This window comes from Nocardia salmonicida (genome assembly GCF_036142455.1).
Lineage (GTDB): Bacteria > Actinomycetota > Actinomycetes > Mycobacteriales > Mycobacteriaceae > Nocardia > Nocardia salmonicida.
In genome coordinates this window covers 1,797,643-1,816,096 of sequence record NZ_CP108014.1, presented here as the reverse complement: position 1 = coordinate 1,816,096, position 18,454 = coordinate 1,797,643, and the positions used below count along the sequence as shown (strand labels likewise).

At 68.1% G+C, this 18,454-nt stretch carries 21 protein-coding genes; 11 read left to right on the top strand and 10 right to left on the bottom strand.

Annotation, left to right across the window (positions count from 1 at the left end):
* Window positions 1-13: 13 nt before the first annotated feature.
* Window positions 14-559 (bottom strand): MepB family protein, encoded by a 546-nt coding sequence (locus tag OHS03_RS08680; RefSeq protein WP_328662213.1) that lies wholly within the window; start codon window positions 557-559, stop codon window positions 14-16.
* Window positions 549-1,034: a hypothetical protein gene (locus OHS03_RS08675; protein WP_328662212.1), complete on the bottom strand. Its 486-nt coding sequence runs from the start codon at window positions 1,032-1,034 to the stop codon at window positions 549-551. Before OHS03_RS08675 ends, OHS03_RS08680 begins: the two co-directional genes overlap by 11 nt.
* A gap of 112 nt (window positions 1,035-1,146) precedes the next feature.
* On the opposite strand from OHS03_RS08675, the gene OHS03_RS08670 reads away from it, so the two are divergent.
* Complete coding sequence (locus OHS03_RS08670; protein WP_328662209.1) at window positions 1,147-1,671, top strand: DinB family protein; 525 nt, start codon at window positions 1,147-1,149, stop codon at window positions 1,669-1,671.
* A gap of 1 nt (window position 1,672) precedes the next feature.
* On the opposite strand, the gene OHS03_RS08665 is transcribed toward OHS03_RS08670, so the two are convergent.
* Complete coding sequence (locus OHS03_RS08665; protein WP_328662207.1) at window positions 1,673-2,329, bottom strand: HAD family hydrolase; 657 nt, start codon at window positions 2,327-2,329, stop codon at window positions 1,673-1,675.
* Window positions 2,330-2,486: 157 nt separating this feature from the next.
* On the opposite strand from OHS03_RS08665, the gene OHS03_RS08660 reads away from it, so the two are divergent.
* From OHS03_RS08660 to OHS03_RS08625, 8 genes are all read left to right on the top strand, one after another.
* On the top strand, window positions 2,487-3,161 hold the full coding sequence (locus OHS03_RS08660) for a PaaI family thioesterase (protein ID WP_328662205.1): 675 nt from the start codon (window positions 2,487-2,489) through the stop codon (window positions 3,159-3,161).
* A 189-nt stretch (window positions 3,162-3,350) separates the two neighbouring features.
* Entirely contained in the window at window positions 3,351-4,127 is a 777-nt protein-coding gene (locus OHS03_RS08655) for a GntR family transcriptional regulator (protein WP_328662203.1), read from the top strand.
* Entirely contained in the window at window positions 4,127-4,354 is a 228-nt protein-coding gene (locus OHS03_RS08650) for a 4Fe-4S dicluster domain-containing protein (protein WP_056816936.1), read from the top strand. Before OHS03_RS08655 ends, OHS03_RS08650 begins: the two co-directional genes overlap by 1 nt.
* Window positions 4,355-4,372: 18 nt before the next feature.
* Window positions 4,373-5,803, top strand: coding sequence for an ABC transporter substrate-binding protein (locus tag OHS03_RS08645; protein ID WP_328662201.1), 1,431 nt, complete (start codon window positions 4,373-4,375; stop codon window positions 5,801-5,803).
* Window positions 5,800-6,666, top strand: coding sequence for an ABC transporter permease (locus OHS03_RS08640; RefSeq protein WP_328662199.1), 867 nt, complete (start codon window positions 5,800-5,802; stop codon window positions 6,664-6,666). The genes OHS03_RS08645 and OHS03_RS08640 overlap by 4 nt, the downstream gene beginning before the upstream one ends.
* On the top strand, window positions 6,663-7,406 hold the full coding sequence (locus tag OHS03_RS08635) for an ABC transporter ATP-binding protein (protein ID WP_063056779.1): 744 nt from the start codon (window positions 6,663-6,665) through the stop codon (window positions 7,404-7,406). Before OHS03_RS08640 ends, OHS03_RS08635 begins: the two co-directional genes overlap by 4 nt.
* Window positions 7,403-10,141: a fumarate reductase/succinate dehydrogenase flavoprotein subunit gene (locus OHS03_RS08630; RefSeq protein ID WP_328662195.1), complete on the top strand. Its 2,739-nt coding sequence runs from the start codon at window positions 7,403-7,405 to the stop codon at window positions 10,139-10,141. Before OHS03_RS08635 ends, OHS03_RS08630 begins: the two co-directional genes overlap by 4 nt.
* 245 nt (window positions 10,142-10,386) lie before the next feature.
* Window positions 10,387-11,637, top strand: coding sequence for a serine hydrolase (locus OHS03_RS08625; protein ID WP_328662192.1), 1,251 nt, complete (start codon window positions 10,387-10,389; stop codon window positions 11,635-11,637).
* Window positions 11,638-11,655: 18 nt separating this feature from the next.
* Here OHS03_RS08625 and OHS03_RS08620 read toward each other — a convergent pair whose 3' ends face one another.
* The 3 genes from OHS03_RS08620 to OHS03_RS08610 are packed head-to-tail and all read right to left on the bottom strand — an operon-like array spanning window position 11,656 to window position 13,786.
* The gene (locus OHS03_RS08620; RefSeq protein WP_328662190.1) at window positions 11,656-12,852 is read right to left on the bottom strand and encodes a GNAT family N-acetyltransferase; all 1,197 of its coding nucleotides are present in this window, start codon (window positions 12,850-12,852) and stop codon (window positions 11,656-11,658) included.
* A 32-nt stretch (window positions 12,853-12,884) separates the two neighbouring features.
* Window positions 12,885-13,469 carry an NAD-dependent epimerase/dehydratase family protein gene (locus tag OHS03_RS08615; protein WP_328662189.1) on the bottom strand — a complete coding sequence of 195 codons (585 nt, stop codon included), beginning with the start codon at window positions 13,467-13,469 and terminating at the stop codon, window positions 12,885-12,887.
* 26 nt (window positions 13,470-13,495) lie between these two features.
* Window positions 13,496-13,786 (bottom strand): hypothetical protein, encoded by a 291-nt coding sequence (locus OHS03_RS08610; RefSeq protein WP_174555379.1) that lies wholly within the window; start codon window positions 13,784-13,786, stop codon window positions 13,496-13,498.
* Window positions 13,787-14,066: 280 nt separating this feature from the next.
* Between OHS03_RS08610 and OHS03_RS08605 the strand changes: the two genes are divergently transcribed.
* Window positions 14,067-14,213, top strand: coding sequence for a hypothetical protein (locus OHS03_RS08605; RefSeq protein ID WP_156677475.1), 147 nt, complete (start codon window positions 14,067-14,069; stop codon window positions 14,211-14,213).
* Window positions 14,214-14,284: 71 nt separating this feature from the next.
* Here the strand turns inward: OHS03_RS08605 and OHS03_RS08600 are convergent, their stop codons facing one another.
* Window positions 14,285-14,929, bottom strand: a complete 645-nt coding sequence (locus OHS03_RS08600) for a response regulator (RefSeq protein ID WP_328662186.1) — start codon at window positions 14,927-14,929, stop codon at window positions 14,285-14,287.
* Window positions 14,926-16,074, bottom strand: a complete 1,149-nt coding sequence (locus OHS03_RS08595) for a sensor histidine kinase (RefSeq protein WP_328662184.1) — start codon at window positions 16,072-16,074, stop codon at window positions 14,926-14,928. The genes OHS03_RS08600 and OHS03_RS08595 overlap by 4 nt, the downstream gene beginning before the upstream one ends.
* 108 nt (window positions 16,075-16,182) lie before the next feature.
* Between OHS03_RS08595 and OHS03_RS08590 the strand changes: the two genes are divergently transcribed.
* Complete coding sequence (locus OHS03_RS08590; protein ID WP_063003672.1) at window positions 16,183-16,731, top strand: hypothetical protein; 549 nt, start codon at window positions 16,183-16,185, stop codon at window positions 16,729-16,731.
* Between the two features lie 57 nt (window positions 16,732-16,788).
* Here OHS03_RS08590 and OHS03_RS08585 read toward each other — a convergent pair whose 3' ends face one another.
* The gene (locus tag OHS03_RS08585; RefSeq protein ID WP_328662182.1) at window positions 16,789-17,733 is read right to left on the bottom strand and encodes an ABC transporter substrate-binding protein; all 945 of its coding nucleotides are present in this window, start codon (window positions 17,731-17,733) and stop codon (window positions 16,789-16,791) included.
* The gene (locus OHS03_RS08580; protein ID WP_328662181.1) at window positions 17,730-18,449 is read right to left on the bottom strand and encodes a class II aldolase/adducin family protein; all 720 of its coding nucleotides are present in this window, start codon (window positions 18,447-18,449) and stop codon (window positions 17,730-17,732) included. The genes OHS03_RS08585 and OHS03_RS08580 overlap by 4 nt, the downstream gene beginning before the upstream one ends.
* Window positions 18,450-18,454: the final 5 nt, after the last annotated feature.

The window sequence follows — 18,454 nt, the reverse complement described above, 5'->3', positions numbered from 1 at the left end:
ATTCACCTCAGCGCTACTTGCCGTTGTGCGATGGGCCAGAAGGCGGGCACACCGGTTCGTATAGCTTCCGAGCTGTCGGCGAATCCATCTTTTCGAGGTCGAGGAAGTAGCCACACTGCCACTTCTGCGACCGTCGCGCCTGTGCGTTCGCTACCTGTGACCACGGTGGGTAGACCCGGAACCCGCGCTTGCCGCCACGACCGGCGACCGACACGATCCCGTGTTCGACAAGTGCGCTCGTGGGAAACACGAACTGCCCGAAACGCGGTCCGGTGCGGGAGGTGATCACCAGCAGATCGACGCCGTCCTCGGCCGCGAACGGCTCCGTCGAACCGTCCTCGGCACGCCGCCACACGGAAACGAACAAACCGACCTTCGTCGGGGTCTGCTTGCCCACCCGGAACCTGACCGAACCACCACCCACATTCGAGACGACCGCGCCGTACTCGGCGTTGTCCACTTCGGGAACGGCGGCTGAAATGTTCAGTCCCAGAGCGCTGATGAGATTTCGCGCCTCGGCCACGTCAGGATGCACGGCCGTGGCCGGCCTACTGTTCACCGAGGTCGAAATCGAAGTCGGCGTCGAGGAGTTCGTCGGCGCGGGCCAGGGCTTGGTCCAGTTCGTCGGTGACCGAGTCCATCAGGGAGATGCCGTCGAGCATGTCGGTGAGTTCGGTGTGCAGAGCGTGGAGTTCGGCGATGGCGGGATCGACGGTGGTCCAGGCGACGGTGTCGGACCACCAGGTGTCGCGTTGGACCCAGGACCAGACGATGTCGCGGACCAGGAGGGCGTCGCTGGTGTACAGGTGGCGGTGGGTGGGGCCGGTGGTGTGTTCGAGTTCGTAGGTGCCATCGGGGAGGTAACGGGCCTGGATGTGGTCCGTGGGGGTCCGGGTGAGCAAGAGGAAGGGGTGTTCGGGCGCGAGATCGGTAGCGGTGAGACCCGGCCGGGCGGGATCGACGGGGTGCGGCGCGTCGGAGCCGTCACCGACGTGGACTACGACTTCGGGCTGGTCGTCGCGTTGGTCACCCATCGGGCCAGTGTGCCGGATCAGCGAGGGCTCCGAGCGGGCGGACCGATGAATCGGTGACGCGACACTTGAAATCGAGCTGCACCGCGATATGACGGCGGGTAGCCTCGCCTCGATGACGTGGAAAGCACCCGAACTCGAGCCGACCAGGACCCTGGTAGGCGCTGACGAACGGGCGATGTTGCAGTCCTGGTTGGACTTTCACCGCCAGACGTTGCTCGGCAAATGCGGTGGACTCGATGGCGAACAGCTCGCCACGCGGTCGGTGGAGCCGTCGACGCTGTCGCTGCTCGGGCTGGTCCGCCATCTCACCGAAGTGGAGCGGGGCTGGTTCCGGCTGTCCGCGGCGGGCCAGGAAGTCCAACCGGTGTACAGCACCGACGACGAGCCCGACGCCGATTTCGACAACCTCGCGTCGCTGCCGGCCGAGGAGGCCTTCGCTGCCTTCCACGCCGAGGTCGCCGCCTGTGACGCCGCCGTCGCCGATCTCTCCCTCGACCATGTGTTCCACGTTCCGTGGCGCAGCGACGACTACACCCTGCGCTGGGTGTACCTGCACATGATCGAGGAATACGCCCGCCACAACGGCCACGCCGACCTACTGCGCGAGCGGATCGACGGCGTCACCGGCAGCTTCTGAGTCAGATGGTTCCGGTCACGACGTCGGCGGTGAGCTGATCGAGATCGCCGATGACCGCGTCGGCCAGGGCGAGCACGTCGGGCCGCGGCGGGAATTCCGGGCGCGGCGCCGCGATCAGACGCATCCCGGCGCCGTGCGCGGAGAGCAGACCGTTGGTCGAATCCTCCACGGCCGTACAGTCTTTCGGGTCTACACCGAGACGCTGGGCGACGGTCAGGTAGACATCGGGTGCGGGCTTGCCGCGTCCGACCTCCTCGGTGGACAGCACCGTGGTGAACAGGTCGAGCAGGCCGGACTTCGCGAGCACCAGATCGATCACCGTGGCAGGCGAAGAGCTGGCCAGGCCGAGTTTCCAGCTTCCCGCGCACCGTTGGACCGCCTCGACCGCGCCGGGCAACAGCGGGACGTGATGGGCGTACTTGTCGGCCATCAGATCGATGACATCGGCAGCGACCTTGTCGGCCGGTTCGGCCACACCGAGATCATCGGCCAGATACGACGACCACTCGAGGGTGTTCATCCCCATCATCTTCTTCTGCGAATCCGGTTGCCACCGGCCACCTTTGAGGACCACATATTCGTGCCTGACCTGTTCCCAAATGGGTTCGGAATCGATCAGCACGCCATCCATGTCGAACACAACTGCCGCGATACCCATGCGCTCAGCCTTTCGCCGCTCACCCGGAGGGGGCACCACCGGTGGTGCGCCGACGCTCCGGTACGTAGGACCTACTCGGTGATCGGGACCCAGCCTAGTTGACCTGACACCGATCCCCGGCGCGAACATCCAGCTCGGCAGCGATAACGTGTTGCATATGGACGATACACAGGTCGGCAACTCGCTCCCGGACGAGAAGCATCACGAAGGTGGATTCCGGCCGGTCGCCGAGCTGATCCAGGCGCGGAAGAACCGCAGTGCCGACAACCCGGTGGGCGGACCGCACTACGGCGAGCTGATCGAACAGGTCCGCGTGCTGATGGACCGCGCGCGGCTGGTGAACCCGTCCGACGAGCTCGCCAAAGAGGCCATCGCGACCCTCGAGCAGCTCAATGCCCGCCTCGACGAGGCAGTGGTGGACGAGTGGTCCTCGCCCAGCTGGACCCGCACCGACCTGCCCGCGCGCGGCAACATCACCCTGCCGCCGTACACGGTCGTCAGCGGTGACAGCGACGGCGTGACCGCGAAGGTCACCTTCCGTAGCTTCCACCTGGGCGGCAACAACGCCGCCCACGGTGGGCACATCGCCCTCGCTTTCGACGACATCATCGGCATGACCGCCGCGCTGTCCACCAAGTCGGTGACCCGCACGGCCTCGCTCACCCTCGACTACCGCTCCATCACCCCGCTCAATCGCGAACTGACGGTGCGCGCGTGGACCGAGCGAGTCGAGGGCCGCAAGGTGTACCTACGGGCGACGATGCACGACGACGACCGCTTATGCGCCGAGGCCAAGGGGCTGTTCATCGTGCTCAATCCCGGCCAGCCATGAACCCTCGGCCGACATTGCGATCGACGTGATCGCAATGTCGGCCGCGCGCTCCGAGGTGGCGCAATAGCGGTTTCGCCGCCGATACCCGCAGGTCGCGCGAACCGCCACCCGGCGTAGAAACATCCCCTGAATTCACGTCGGAATCGCGAGGGGCCGAGTGCCGCGAAATCGCCGCTATCGTCGCTGTTCATGCAGGTCAGCGAGAAAACAGGGGCTTCCGAGCCCACCCCGATTCGCGGTCAGCGCGCCGATCGGGCGCGCCGGGTCGCCGATATCCTGCGCCACCAGATCCTGGCGGGCGCGGTGGCGGGCACGGTGCCCGGCGAGCAGGAACTCGCCGCCGAGCACGGCACCTCCCGCAACACTGTGCGCGAAGCGCTGGCGCTGCTGCGCGACGAGGGGCTCATCGATCGCGCCCCGAAACTCGGCACCCGAGTCGCCGCCCGCAAGTTCGACCACGGCCTCGACGCCCTGCTCGGCCTGCAGGAGACCCTCAAAGGACATGGCACCGTCCGCAACGAGGTCCGTGCGGCCACCACGATCACCGCTCCCCCGGCCGTCGCGCGCCGGCTCGAGCTGGCGCCCGGCGACAAAGTCGTCTACATCGAACGCCTGCGGTTTCTCGCCGATCTGCCGCTGAGCCTGGACCTCACCTACCTCGCGCCCGATATCGGCACCGAGCTGCTCACCCACGATCTCGAGACCACCGACGTGTTCGTGCTGCTCGAACAGATCACCGGCCAGTCGCTGGGCGCCGCCGATCTCGCACTAGAAGCCGTCGCGGCCGATCCACACACCGCGACCACGCTCGATACCCCGGCCGGTGCGCCGCTGCTCATGCTCGAACGACTCACCCACCTCGACGACGGCCGACCCGTCGATCTCGAATACATCCGCATGCGCGGTGACCGCATCACCATGCGCGGCAGCCTCACCCGCAGCACCCCCGAATGGAAGGTCCTGTAATGGCATTGGTCCCCCAGCGCGCCGACGTCCCGGTGACGATCGACGAATCGCTGTGCATCACCGGCTGCACCCTCTGCGTCGACATGTGTCCGCTCGATTCCCTTGCCATCCACGATGATTCGGGCAAGGCCTACATGCACGTCGACGAGTGCTGGTACTGCGGGCCGTGCGCGGCGCGCTGCCCCACCGGCGCCGTCACCGTCAACATGCCCTATCTGCTCCGCTGAAAACCGGGAACTCCACGCATGAAGATCACTCGATTCGCCCCTGTCGCACTGGCTCTCGCGCTCACCGCGGCCGGCTGCTCGCTCGAAAGTACCGACGCCGCACCGGCGGGCACCGTTAAGGTCGTCATCGGCTACCAGTCCAAGACCATCAATACCGTCACCGCGGGCACCCTGCTGAGAGCCCAGGGCTACCTGGAGCAGCGGCTACAGAAGATCACCGACGGTGGTGGCGCGAAGTACCAGGTGGAGTGGCAGGACTACGACACCGGCGCGCCGATCACCGCCCAGATGGTGGCCGAGAAGATCGACATCGGCTCCATGGGCGATTACCCGTTGCTGATCAACGGATCTCGCACGCAGGCCAATGACCGCGCACGCACCGAGCTGGTGTCGATCACCGGTTACAACCCCAAGGGCGCGCTGAACATGGTGGTGGTGCCCAATGATTCACCTGCTCGTTCGCTGACCGATCTGGCCGGGCAGAAGATCTCGGCCAGCGTGGGTTCGGCGGGCCACGGCACCCTGGTGCAGGCGCTGAGCCGGGCCGGAATCGACCCGGCCAAGGGTGTGGAGGTGCTCAACCAGCAGCCGCAGGTCGGGGCGTCCGCGCTGGAATCGCATCAGGTGGGCGCACTGTCGCAGTTCGTGGCGTGGCCGGGTCTGCTCGTGCAGCAGAACAAAGCCAAGCTGCTCTACGACGGCGCCGAACTGAATGTGCCGACTTTCCACGGCGTGGTGGCGCGCCGGACCTACGCGGCCGACCACCCGGAGGTGTTGCAGGCCTTCCTCGCGGCGCAGCTGGACGCGACCACGTTCCTCAACGAGAAGCCCTTCGAGGCAGCCGATCTCGTCGCCAAGGGGTCGGGCCTGCCGCAAGAGGTCGTCTATCTCTACAACGGCCCCGGCGGTACCAGTTTCGACACCACGCTCAAGGCGAACCTGATCGCGGCGTTCAAGGACGACGTGAACTACCTGAAGTCGATCGGAGATTTCGCCGATCTCGACATCGACGCCTTCGTCCAGGACGCGCCGCTGCGCAAGGCGTTCGCCGAGACCGGCCGTACCGACTACGACACCGCGCTGGCGTCGAGGGTCAACCCGAGCAAGGTGACCGGGACCGATCCGATCTGCGCTGTGGCGGTGAGTGATCCGGCACTGGCCGGCGAGGTCTGGGTCGACGGCGCCGACAAGCCCCAACCCGCCGCGAACCCCGGCTGCCTGTTGCGGGCGGTGCAGGCGGCGAAGGCGCTGGGCAAGACGATTCGCGCGGTGTATGTCCCCGATGCCGAACTGGGTACTCGCTGGTTCGCCGACAAGGCCATCTGGTTGCGCGAGGGCACGCAGTTCCTGCCGTTCACCACACAGGCAGCGGCCGACCGCTATCGGGGTACCCATCCCGCCGCCGCGCCGGTCTCCTATGAGCAGGCCGTCACGGAAGTCCGCGGATGAGCACGGTTTCCGGGCTGTCCGCCCCGACCGGGACCGGTGTCGACAGCACCGACACCGCCGCGCTGCGCGCCGACACCGCTCCCACCAGATCGGTGTGGGTGTCGCGGGTGATCCGAGTCGCCTCGGTGGCCGCGGCCGTCGGGCTGTGGCAGCTGCTCACCGCCGGCAATGTGCGCGCGGGGCTGCGCTTCGACACGCTGCCGACGGTGACCGAGATCGTCGCCGAGTTCGGTGAACATCTCGGGACCGGTCAGTACTACCTCGATGTGGCGCAGTCGCTGATCCGGATCGTCACCGGGTTCGGCCTGGCCGCGGTCGTCGGTGTGCTGGCGGGCATCGGACTCGGTCGGTCGCGCCTGCTGGCCGATGTGTTCGGCTCCCTGGCCGAGCTGATCCGACCGATTCCGGCGATCGCGCTGGTGCCGGTGGCGATCCTGCTGTTCCCCAGTGACGAATCCGGCATCGTGTTCATCACTTTCACCGCGTCGCTGTTCCCGGTGCTGGTGAGTACCAGGCATGCGACGCGGGCGCTGCCGACCATCTGGGAGGACGCCATCCGCACGCTGGGCGCCTCGCGGCGGGAGGTGCTGACCCGGGTCGTCGTGCCCGGCATCCTGCCCGGTGTGTTCAGCGGGCTGTCGGTGGGCATGGGCGTGGCCTGGATCTGCCTGATCTCCGCGGAGATGATCTCCGGGCGCCTCGGCATCGGCTATCGCACCTGGCAGTCCTACACCATCGTCGACTACCCGGCCGTGTTCGTCGGGATGATCACCATCGGCGTGCTCGGTTTCCTCACCTCCGGAATCGTCGAACTGGCAGGCCGTCGGGTAACCCGCTGGCTGCCGCGAGAGGTTGCCTCATGACCACGACCACCGCCGCGCCCGCAGTCTCGGTCGGCATGCGATTGGACCTCGAGTCCGTGCGGATCAGCTACGGCCGCAAAACCGTGGTGCACGACCTGGATCTGACGGTCGCGGCCGGGGAGATCCTGGTCCTGGTCGGCAAATCCGGCTGCGGCAAGTCGACGTTGCTGCGCGCCATCGCCGGGCTGCGCAAGCCCGCCGCCGGGGTGATCCGCGCCGACGAGGACACCGTGACCGGCCCCTCGGCCGATCGCGCGCTGGTGTTCCAGGACGACGCGCTGCTTCCGTGGCGTACCGCGCGCGCCAATATCGATCTGGCGCTGCGCCTTCGGGGAGTGTCACGCACCGAGCGGGCACAACGTTCGCAACGCTGGCTCGACGAGGTCGGGCTCAGCGGCTACGCCGACTATCTGCCGCGCGATCTGTCCGGCGGAATGCGCCAGCGAGTTCAGCTCGCCCGCAGCCTGGCCGGCTCGCCGCGCGCGGTGCTCATGGACGAGCCCTTCGGCGCGCTCGACAGCCAGACCCGCGCGGAGATGCAGCGGCTGCTCGTCGAAACCTGGCGCGCGCACCCGACCACGATCGTTTTCGTCACCCACGACCTCGACGAAGCCCTGCTGCTCGGCGATCGGATCGCCGTACTCGGCGCTGGTTCGCTGCGCGCGGTCGTCGAGGTACCCGACCCGCGCGAACCGGTGGACCGGAGCGCCCTGCGGGCCCGAATCCTGGAGTCTCTGTGAACATTCCCGAACTATCCGACCGTATCCGTCTCGACTGCGATGTGCTCGTCATCGGTGGTGGCACCGCGGGCACCATGGCCGCGCTCACCGCCGCCGAGTCCGGCGCGAACGTGCTGCTGCTCGAGAAGGCACATGTGCGGCATTCCGGGGCGCTGGCCATGGGCATGGACGGCGTGAACAACGCCGTTATCCCGGGTAAGGCCGAACCGGAGGACTACGTCGCCGAGATCACCCGCGCCAACGACGGCATCGTCGACCAGCGCACCGTGTACCAAACGGCCACACGGGGTTTCGCGATGGTGCAGCGGCTCGAGCGGTACGGGGTGAAGTTCGAGAAGGACGAGTACGGCGAGTACGCGGTGCGCCGGGTGCATCGGTCGGGGTCGTATGTGCTGCCGATGCCCGAGGGCAAGGACGTGAAGAAGGCGCTCTATCGCGTACTGCGCCAACGGAAGATGCGCGAGAAGATCCGCATCGAGAACCGGCTGATGCCGGTGCGGGTGCTCACCGCCGACGGACGTGCGGTGGGTGCGGCCGCGTTGAACACGCGCACCGGCGAATTCGTCGAGGTGGCCGCGAAAGCGGTGATTCTGGCGACGGGCCCGTGTGGTCGGCTCGGCCTGCCCGCGTCGGGCTATCTGTACGGCACCTACGAGAACCCCACCAACGCCGGTGACGGCTATTCGATGGCCTACCACGCCGGTGCGGAGCTCTCCGGTATCGAGTGCTTCCAGATCAACCCGTTGATCAAGGACTACAACGGTCCTGCCTGCGCGTATGTGGCCAACCCGTTCGGCGGCTATCAGGTCAACGCCGAGGGTGAGCGTTTCGTCGACTCCGACTACTGGTCCGGTCAGATGATGGCCGAGGTCAAGCAGGAGATCGAATCCGCGCGCGGGCCCATCTATCTCAAGGTCTCGCACCTGCCCGACGAGACGCTGTCGACCCTCGAATCGATCCTGCACACCACCGAGCGCCCCACCCGAGGAACCTTCCACGCCAATCGCGGACACGACTACCGCACCCACGATATCGAGATGCACATCTCCGAGATCGGTTTGTGCGGTGGACATTCCGCGTCCGGGGTGTGGGTGGACGAGAACGCGCGGACCACGGTGCCCGGCCTGTACGCGGCGGGCGACCTGGCGTGCGTGCCCCACAACTACATGATCGGCGCGTTCGTGTACGGCGATCTGGCCGGCGCCCACGCGGCGTCGACGCTGGACCGGCTCGACGCACCGGCCGACCTGCCCGAGGACCAGCTCGCCGAAGCCCACGAACTGATCTACCGGCCGTTGCGTCAGCCCGAGGGACCGCCGCAGCCACAGGTCGAATACAAGCTGCGCCGGTTCGTGAACGACTATGTGGCGCCCCCGAAGACGGCGGCCAAGCTGTCGATCGCCGTCGAGACCTTCGAGCGGATGCGCGCCGAGGTCGACGGCATCGGCGCGCAGACCCCGCACGAACTGATGCGGGCCGTCGAGGTGCAGTTCATCCGGGATTGCGCCGAAATGGCCTCGCGCAGTTCGCTGACCCGCACCGAGTCGCGGTGGGGTCTCTATCACGATCGCGCCGATCTGCCCGAGCGCGACGACGAGTCGTGGAACTTCCATCTGAACCTGCGCAAGACGGTCGACGGGGCGATGGAATTCGTCAAGCGCTCGGTGGCGCCGTACCTGGTGCCGGTGCCCGGTCTCGACGATGTGCCCTCGGCCGAGTCGATCGTCGAGGTGATCGCCCAGCCCGAACTGGTCGGGACGCGGGCGCCACAGCGCGAAGCCCCCGTGCGCGACGAGGTCGCGCCGGTATCGCCGTCCTCGCCTCGGCTGGTCACCCTGCTCGCACTGGATTCCCCTGCGGTCGAGGATGTTTCGAGCTACCTGACCGATCCCGATCCGGTGGTGCGCGTCGCGGCGCTGTCGGTGCTCACCGAGAACACCCCCGACGGATTCGCCGAGGAATTGGTGCGGGCGCTGGGCGATGAGGCGGCCTCGGTGCGCCGCGCGGCCACCGAGAGTCTGCGGGAACTGGTCGAGGTGCTCGCGGGGGCCGGTGCTCTGGGCGAGCATCTGGGCTCCCCCGATCCCCTGGTTCGCGCGACCGTCGTCGATCTGCTTCGTGCGCTGCGGGCCGGATCGGCACCGGATTACCGTGCGGCACTGGGTGACACAGATCATCGGGTCAGGATCGAGGCGGTGCGCGCACTGGTCTCGCTCGACGATGCCGACGCGGTGTCCTCGATCGCGGGCGATGTCAACCGTGAGGTGCGCATCGCGGTCGCGCACGGGCTCGCCTCGATCGGTGACGGCGGTGTCGAGGTGATCCGCGTGCTCGCCGGCGATCCCGATCCGCTGGTCCGCGCTGCCGCGCTCTCCGCGTATGCCGCGCTGGGCACCGCCGAGGAGGACGTCACCGAACTCGATGCGGCACTGCGACATTCCGCCTGGCAGGTGCGTGTCGGTGCGGCGCGCGGGCTGGCGGGTTCGACCCCGGAGGCGGGCGTGGCGCCGTTGGGCGAGGCGCTCACCGACCGTCACCTCGATGTGCGCAAGGCAGCGGTCTTGGCCCTGTCCACCTGGCCGAGCAGTGCCGCCGCCCTCGACGCGCTCGAGTCGGCGATCACCGATCCCGACGCCGACGTCCGTGCCTATGCCCGCCGTGCGGTGACCGCCGCGGGTCGCGACCCGGTCGACGCTGTTCGCGCCGGCGCGGCGCTGACCGAGACCAGCGCGTGATCGGTAACTCGTCGGGGCGTTGCCACAGCGCGGGTACGGCACGATCGTCGCTGCTCCGGTCGGGCGGCGCCGGGTCCGGGACACAGCGCCCGCACGCGAGCGAGCACTCCGATGGTCGGGCGTGCGCGACCCCCGATCCCGGTCGTCACAGCCCGGAGTTCGCGGACCCGTCGACGACGCTGTGTCACCGATCAGCGGGAAGCGCGCTCAGGATTATCACAGCTCGCCGTCGGTAGGCTGGCCCGATGAGTGCACTTCCAGCCACGTTGGTGAGGGTTACCGAGGATCTGGACGCGGTGACCACGGTCGGCCACGAGGACGACCCGGCCGATGCCGGGTCGTCGCGTGCCGACGTCGAGGCGATCTGGGCGTCGGTGCGCACGTGGTACGCGCTGGGCACGACACCGGCCATTCAGGTGTGTCTGCGACGCAACGGCGCGATCGTGCTCAACCGGACCATCGGTCACGGGTGGGGCAATGCCCCGAGCGACGGTCCCGACGCCGAGCTGATCCCGGCGACACCGCAGACACCGTTCTGCGGGTTCTCCACCGCGAAGGGCGTCGCTGCCACGGTGATGTTCATGCTCATCGAACAGGGCGCTTTCGCACTGAAAGACCCTGTGGCCGACTATATTCCCGAGTTCGCCGCCCACCGCAAGGGTGTGATCACCATCGGTGATGTGCTGTCGCATTCGGCGGGTATTCCGTTCATCACCGCACCGCACAGCGGAACCGCCGCGGTCCTCGATGAGGAACTCGCCCTCGCCGCCCTCACCGATCTGGTGCCGAGCTGGCCGCCCGGGCGTTTCCGCGTCTACCACGCGTTGACCAGCGGACTGATCCAACGACTGCTCGTCCAACGAGCCACCGGCAAGCGGATGCGCGAGCACCTCGCCGACCAGGTTCTCACACCGTTCGGCTTCCGCTGGAACAACTTCGGCGTCGATCCCGCCGATGTCGGCAAGGTCGTACCCAGCGTGAAGACCGGTCCGCCGCAGCCGCGGCTGGCCCGATTCCTGGCGAACAAGGCACTCGGCGGCCATATGGACAAGGCGTCGAAGGCGACCAACGACGCTTTCCTCGCCGCCGAACTCCCTTCGGGCAACCTGGTCACCACCGCCTACGAACTGTCGCGCTTCTACGAAATCCTCGCGCGCGGTGGAGAATTGGACGGAAGACGAATCATCGGGCCCGCCACGCTGCGCGCGGCGATCGCCCCCGGCGAGCGCATGCCCGGCCTGGCCGGTCGCGTCAGCCGCGCGGGATTCGAGCTCGGTGCCCGCCGATCGAAATTCGGCCGCGATACCGGTTCTCATTTCGGGCGGAGCGGGCTCACCACCCAGTACGGCTGGGCCGATCCCGATCGTGGCCTCTCCGGCGCCATCCTGACCAGCGGCAAGGCATCCACCGACCTCGAACGGCCGTGGCGACTGGTCGCCCAGATCTCCGACACGCTGCGCCCGCTGGCGCCCGCCGATCGGCTCTTTCATCCCTGATCGAACCGATCACGTCGGTCAGAAGAACGTTCCACTGAAGGGCAGGTTCGGCGTGGCGAACAGGTTGTCGACGGCGTCGACGGCGCCCTCGCGGTGCTCGACGACACGACCGGCGAAGGCGAGCCGGCGCCACGTCGACCCGCCGAGGTAGATCGCGCCGAGTGTGGCGACATCGACGCTGACATCGGCCGGGTCGTCGACCCTGGTGATCTTGTCCGCGTGGATCCGGTACCGGCCGGTGTTGGCGGTGCGGATCGGATCGTCGACCTCGATGATCACCGGCGGTCCGTCCCGGTAGGTGCGGCGGGCCAGCGCGGTGGGGACATCGACGAGTCGCAGCCAGGTCTCGTCGTGCACCCCGGCGACCTCGACCGCGCGTTCGTCGGCGAACAGGTGCCGCAGCGGCGCGTCCACCGGCGCGAAAGCGAAGGTCACCTTGTCGACGAGATCGACCGCGAGCAGGTGCCGGATCAGACCCAGGTAGGCCTGCGGGGTGGTCGCCACGAGGTCGTCGACGACGATCGTGCGTTCGCGACTGGTGAACCAGTTCGCGGTGTCGACCGGGTGGTAGCGCGCGAACCCGTCCTCGGCGCCGATCGGACCGTGCGTCACTGTGTACACCGGTTCGGCCGCGGTGCGTTCCTTGAGCTTCCACCAGTAATCGGGACGATCGATCGCACCGGTCCACGAGATCGCGGCACTGGCGTAGATCTGCGGGAACAGCTTCCACGCGTCGGCCGGTTCGACGAACCGCACCGGGCCGGACGGCGGCACCGTGTCGCGCAGGCGGGCTCGGCCGCGGCGAAGATCCAGGCGCGCGAAGGAACTCGCCACGCCGTAGCCGAAACGCTCGTAGATCGAGCCCTCGGACGCACGCAGGGTGGCCACCACTTCGCCACGCTCGGCGATGTCGTCGAGCTGTCGGCGCAGCAGGGCGGTGAGCACTCCTCGCCGGGTGTGCGTCGGCAGCACACCGACATGCGTCACCGCGGCATGGGCAACGCGCGCGCCGCCGGGGACGACCAGCCAGCTGGTGTAGGACTCCGCGGTGCCGACCAGCCGACCGTCGATGCGCACACCGAGCGTGCGGCCCGGTTCGGACAGGTGATCGCGATGCGGTGGCAGCGGTGGCAGTCCCACCATCGCCGCGCGGAACAGCGCACCCGCCGCGTGCAGATCGTCGTCGCCGTGAAGGGTGTCTACGTCAACAGCCATCCCCTCACTGTTCCCTATCCGGGGCAGTGCCTCTACTCGGGATCGACGAGAACAACGACGCCGGTCTGCGCGTCGAGCAGGTCGAGTGTGCGCGCGGCGGCGGTGTCGACGTGGATGCGGGGATGCGCCGGTGGGGTCGACTCGTAGTACGTTCCCGGACCGTAGAACTGGCCGTATCGCAGCACTACGCCGCCCACGGCGAGCACGGCGGATTCGTGGGTCGCGATCGCGTCGCCGCGACCCGCAGGCGGTGACCAGGCGATGCTTTGGGCGAGAAAGCGTTTCGCCCCGGCGGCCGTGGCGGCCGCGAGCAGATTGGCGGTGCCCTCGGTGCGGATACGGGAGTTCGCCTCCCCGGCGGTGGCCAGTCGCGCCACATCGTCGGGGAGGTCGGTGAGCTGGTGCATGACCAGGTCGGGGGCGAAGTCGACCACCACGGTGGTGAGGCCGTCGGCGTCGAAGACGTCGTGGACCACCGCGTCGGCTCCGGCCGCACGGACGGCCGCCGCTTTACTCGGGGAACGGGTCAGGCCGGCCACCTCGTGACCGGCGCCGACCAGTAGCGGCAGCAACCGTGATCCGATGACGCCCGTGGCGCCCGCGAGAAAGATACGCACGTCCCCGACAGTAGCGGGGACGGTTCTCAGGCCCCGATGACCGCGTTCATTATCGTGCCCGCGCTGGTGGCGACCGCGCCGCCCGCCATGGCGCTGGCGATCATCTTCGGCGATTGCAGGCCGCCGCCGTTCCACTTCTCCCAGGCGAAGCGGCCGCCGCCATAGGTGATGGCGGTGACGCCGGACAACAGGATCATCCAGGTGAAATACCGGCCCAGCTGCATCACCTTGTCGGCCATCGGCGGTGCCTCCGGCGTGGGATTGCCCACCTGGGCGACAACGATGCCATAGGTGTCGTGCACTGCGGCCAGGATCATGCTCACGATCGGTGCTCCTTCGTCGGTTGTTCGTGGTGAAGCCGATGTCGAGAACTCGTGACGCGGTAGAACCCAGATATGTTGAACATTCAACCTCATGGGCGGATCGGTGACGTGGGCGACACTCCGCGCAAACCATGACCGCAGTCACAGCCGCGGATCCGTGCCCGCGTCGCGCCGTGCCCCTAGTATCGAACGTGCGGGGCTCGTTCAGATTCGGCGCGACGAGGCGCTGACCACCACCTTCATCGCACGCCTACCGTACCGCGAGGAGGGCACAATGGCTTTCTTGATTCCCTTGTTCATCGCGTTTCTCTTGGTGACCGCCGCAGTGGTGGCGGCTTCCTACGCCACCGTTTTCCTGACCTATTGGTTTGAATCACGCCGGATCAGTCCGGAACAGTCCGACCCGCATCCCGCACGCTGAGCCCCGTTCCGACTCGATGTCCCGGTATCCCACGCGGTACCGGGACATCGTCGGTTTCGCCCCGATCGCAATCAGGGCAGATCGAGACCGGACTGCGATGCGATCACCGCGGCCTGTACGCGCGATTGGACGCCGAGCTTGCTCAGCACCCGGGAAACGTGCGTCTTCACCGTGGCCTCGCCGATGCGCAGGCGTGTGCCGATCTGGATGTTGGACAGACCGGCGCCGAGGCCGGCGAGCACCTGCCGTTCGCGGTCGGTGAGCGCGGACAGGTCCGGCGGGGGCGGGGTGTCGGCCACGCGGGGCAGCGCGGCGATCACCGCGCGCGTCACCTTCGGGTCCAGGACCGCGTCCCCGTCGGCCACCGCCAGCACGGCGCTGACCAGGTCGTCACCGCCGACGGACTTGAGCAAGAATCCGCTCGCACCGGCCGAGAGCGCGCCGAGGACGTATTCGTCGATGGCGAAGGTGGTGAGTACCAGTACTTTGGCGCTGGTTTCGGCGACCACGGCGGCGGTGGCCTCCAGCCCGTCGACGCGCGGCATACGCACATCCATCAGCACCACATCGGGACTCAGGGCACGGGCCTGCCGCACCGCGGCGGCACCGTCGGCCGCTTCCCCGATCACCCACACCTGTCCGGAAACCTCGAGCAGCATTTTCAGGCCCGCTCGGATGGTGGCGTGATCGTCGGCCACCAGCACGGTCACTGTCACTTGTCCCCCAGTGGAATTCGCGCCGACACGCGCCAGGTGCCGTCGTGTGGGCCCGCGGTGATCGTGCCGTCGACCGATTCCGCGCGAAACATCATGTTGCGCAATCCGTTTCCCTGCCCCTGCGCCGCTCCCGGTGGGATCGAATTCGTCGCGGTCAGCACCAATCTTGTCGCATCGCGGCTCAATTCGATATCGAGGGGTGCGCCAGGTGCGTGTTTGGTCGCGTTGGCCAGAGTTTCGCTCAGGATCCGGGTGACCACGGCCTCGACCGCGATGGGCAGTTCCAAGTCGGCGGGCCGTCGCAAGGTGACCGCACCGCCTGCGGCCTCGGCCGCGTCGATCAGGCCGTCCAGGGAGGAGAGCCGCGTGGTCACCGCGGTGTCGTCGGGTGCGGTCAGCAGTTCGATGGTGGTCCGCATCTCTTCGAGTGCGGCCAGACTGCCCGAGCGGATGGTCCGCAGGACCGCCATATTGCCGGGATCCTTCTGTGCCACTTCGGCCAGGATCGCCACCGCGGAGACGTGGCCCGCCACCGCGTCGTGCAGGTCTCGGGCCAACCGCCTGCGCTCCTCGCCGATCGCGGCTGACCGTTCGGCGTCGCGGGCGGTGAGCTCGGCGCGGGCAGCATCGCGTTCGGCGTCGACGGTGCGGCGGGAGGCGCGCACCGCGCGCGCGTATCCCAGCGGCGACCAGGTGAGCGCGACACCGATCAGAGCGGTGTACAGCGCCGCCCTGACGCCGACCACGGCCAGCGCCAGCAGCGATCCGCCCAGGGTGACCGTCAGCGAGAACCAGCCGACCACCGCGCCCAGCCGGTCCGATCCGGTGCTGACGGCCAGGTAGATCACGTCGGTCAGCGCGATCCACAGGGGCAGCGAGGGACCGTACACGAAGTCACCGGCCAGCAGGACGATCATCAGTCCGAAGGCGAGGGCGGGCCTGCGTTGCGCGGTCATCTGGATCGCGAACGCCGCGCACAGCAGCGCCAATTTCGCGGGCGGGGGGTACAGGTCGCGGTCCACCGCGACCGCCCAGCCCCCGGCAGCCCACAGCAGCAGCCCCACCAGAAACACCCCGACGGCAGCGGAGGTCGCGCTGTCGAAGACGTCCGCGAGCCTGCTCAAGAGGGTGCGCGGTGGTGGCATGCCCCATTTCAGCACACTGCCGTCATGCGGCGGGTCCCCCGAAAGGCGGACCGGACAACGACCCGAAGCGGGACGACGGTGGACCGGTGTCGCGGGCACAGTGAGGAAATGGACGAACTGAACAACCCCGTATTGCTGACGATCGCCGCGTGCGAAGTCGGTTTCTGGGTGCTGGTGGTGGGCGGTTTGCTGCTGCGCTATGTGATCCGGCTGCCACGCGCGAGCACGGTGACGCTGGCGCTGGTGCCGGTGCTGGATGTGGTGCTGGTGGTCGCGGTGGCGATCGACCTGCATCGTGGTGGCGAGGTGACCTTCGCCCATCGGGTCGCCGGGATCTACCTCGGCTGCACGGTGATGTTCGGTGGCCGGATGATCCGTTGGGCCGATGAGCGATTCGCCCACCGATTCGCCGGTGGGCCGGTTCCGGTGAAGGTCCCGAAATACGGGCCCGAGCGCACCCGCAAGGAGTGGGCCGATTTCTCCCGGTGGCTCGGTGCGGCCGCCATCGCCGGCGCGCTCACCGTGGTGTTGAGCTACACGGTCGCCGATGCCGAGCAGCGCGAGCAGTTGATGGGGGTCTTCGGCAGCCTCGGCGTGATCACCGTGATCTGGCTGATCACCGGGCCGGTGTGGGTCACCGGGTCGCGCGGCAGCTGAAGTCGGCGCGACTCCGGGTGATCGAGCCGATCACCCGGAGTCCCGGCGTTCGGTTCCTCAGACGGTGGCGGCAGCCTGTTCGGTGACGACCTCACCGATCCAGGGCAGCACCGCGGACCGTACGTCGACCGTGCGCGGGAGCAACCCGTTCGCCGCGAGGAGGTCGGCGGCGCGCTGCTGCTCGTCGAGGAAGTCCTCGCTCACCGGGTGCACGCCGAACGGGCGCCCGCGCAGCGCTGCTTCCCAGGCGTCGAGGTCGGCGGGGATGCCGCGTGACTCGGCGTCGTCGACGAAATACCGCGCCGCTTCGCGGGGGTTCGCGGCGATCCAGGCATCGGACTCCTGCAGCGCGGCCAGTACCGCTTCCACCGCGGCGCGGTTGCCTTCGGCCAGGTCGCGGCGGGTGAACCACAGCGACGGGTGGCTGAACACCGAGGCGGTGTCGACCAGCGTGGTGAGCTCGGTGGCGGCCTCCACCTCCCGCAGTCCGGGGTAGGTGCCGACCCAGGCGTCGAGTTCACCGGCCAGCAGCGCGGCGCCGCCCCCGCGCACATCGACGTCGACCGGTTCGACATCGGCCCAGGTGAGACCGGCCTGATCGAGGGCGAACAGCAGCAGGGTGGTCTGCCACGAGCCGTGCGCGATGCCGACCCGCTTGCCCTTCAGATCCGCGGCGGAGGTGATGCCGCTCGCCGCTGTCGCGACCAGTCTGCCGTTCTCCACCCGGGGACCCGAGATACCCAGATAGACGATGTCGCGCTGGTTGGCGAGCGCGGTGATCGGCGGGGTGAAGCCGGTGCCGATGATGTCGTAGCCGCCCTCGGTGAACAGCCAGTCCGAATGTTCGCTGGGCAGCGCGGTTTCGGGATCGACGCGCTCGGGCTGCGGCAGAGCGCGCAGGTCGACCCATTCGACCTCGGGCAGTGACCGTTCCAGTATCCCGCGGTGGCGCAGGACGAACAGCGAGTTGTTGTGCGGGAAATAGCCGACCCGAATGCTCATCGCGCGTCTCCGATCAGGCCCAGACGACGGGCTTCGTCGGCCAGACCGCTGCGCTGCCACTGCACGGCGAGGTTCGAGGGATCGAATTCGACCGAGCCGCCGAGGGTTTCGGCGATCGCCTGGTACTGCGCGCCCTCTTCGAGCAGCACGACGAACTTCGCCAGCTCCAGCAGACCGGCGCGACCGATCACATTGGCGCCGCCGTTGGCCTCGAAGATCGCGACCAGGTGCGGGTCGACCTCGAGGCGGCCGAGGATGAAGTCGCCCGCACCGATCGTGCGGTCGATGTGCGGCGCGATCTCGCGCGACAGGGTGAGGCGCTGCGAGGCGGCGTAGCGGATCGGCAGGGTGCGGTGGGTCTGGGCCCAGCCGCCGAGCCACGGAGTGTGGATGTGGACGACGGAGGTGATCTCGGGGTGCGCGCGGAACACCTTCGCGTAGCCGGTGACGAATCCGGCGGATCCCCTGCCGGACAGTACTTCTCCGTCGAAGGTGGCGACGACGGGTTCGACGGTGCGGTCGGTGGCCCACGGGCCCGGTGCGTTGAGCGCGACGGCGATCTCCTCGCCGGGTACCCGCTCGACGAAGTTGACGGTGCCGTTGCCGGTGACGGTTCCGGTTTCCCGGAATACCCGGAACGCGGTGTCGGCGTCGCGGGTGACCGCATCGACGAAGGCTGTGACAGCCTCCGGTAGACGGGTTTCGGTGGTGGTCATCGAAG